The sequence below is a fragment of the Bradyrhizobium sp. Mp19 genome (assembly GCF_029952935.1).
In the GTDB taxonomy this organism is placed as follows: Bacteria; Pseudomonadota; Alphaproteobacteria; order Rhizobiales; family Xanthobacteraceae; genus Bradyrhizobium; species Bradyrhizobium elkanii.
This window is the reverse complement of sequence record NZ_JASAUT010000174.1, coordinates 1-1,044: the sequence shown is the minus strand read 5'-3', so window position 1 is coordinate 1,044 and position 1,044 is coordinate 1. Positions and strand designations below refer to the sequence as shown.

1 protein-coding gene is annotated in these 1,044 nt (G+C 60.0%); it reads right to left on the bottom strand.

The features are described 5' to 3' along the window. Window positions 1-555: 555 nt before the first annotated feature. A complete protein-coding gene (locus QJT82_RS45425) occupies window positions 556-807 on the bottom strand; it encodes a hypothetical protein (RefSeq protein ID WP_244980949.1) in 252 nt (83 codons plus the stop codon). Between the last annotated feature and the right edge of the window lie 237 nt (window positions 808-1,044).

The window sequence follows — 1,044 nt, the reverse complement described above, 5'->3', positions numbered from 1 at the left end:
AGTACAGCGCCGGTTTCGATCTTTCCCTCCGACCATCCCCTGAGCGCTGCTATAGCGTTCTTCAAAGCCTCTTCACGTGTCATGCCATGATCTCCACGGCTACGAAAAAGACGTGCGGGCGGGAACCACCCGCACGAAGTTTGCTACGCCAAGCTTGACTGTCTGGGGTTGCGTGAGGATAGAACAGCCAAACCGTAAGCCTCTCAGCAACTCGCGTGCCAGATGGTCACTATGCAATGCAAAGATAAGCGGTGAGTAATCGACACAGCACAGCGGGGCTAGGGGCCGAAACGACGAAAAAGCGTGCGGGCGGCTGCTGACGGCCACCGCCCGCACGCCGTCGCGCCGCGAACAGGCTTGGCCCTCACGAGGATCATTCATAAGCGAACCAAGCCATACCTGGCTCAGCAACCCACGTGCCAGACGGTCACATTGCGCAGAGAAGCAGACGGGGCACTTTCATACCTTGTGCAGACTGACTGCTCGCGCGAGCGGCGGCTTCCGGACCCCAACGTCATGAACCGGACACGGCTGAATGAGATCAGACGTGCCGCATTAGTGACGACGAGGGCGCGAGATGATCGGGCCGATCGCGTCCTCGTGTACAATGACAAGCTCGCTGGGCTTCACGCCAAGTCTTAGTAACTGCTCCTCTTCGATCGGGCAGTTGAGCATTGCGGCCTTTGCGCCGCAGTCTGCTAAGGTCATCCTCACCGCTTCCGCCGGATCGGCGACGGCAACCACGTAAGTTATATGCCTGAAAGCTTCGTCGTCGTCGACTTCTTCCTTGAAGACAGCGACTGTCACTATCCAACCATCCATTTTGTTGCGCTCCCTGGCGTCAACTATGAGCTGCCGAGCCCTGCAAATCCGGAGCCGCCAAACACCCGTGAGACGGGGCTGAACGCGAAGGTCGGCGGCGCCCGTAGCATTCCGGGAACTCTTTCTCCGCGCCGCTCGCTGGGCTATCCGAGGCGATGGGCCTGGAGCGTGATGACGTCGACCTCGACGCCGGCGTGCTGACGGTCCGGCTGACCAAGTTCG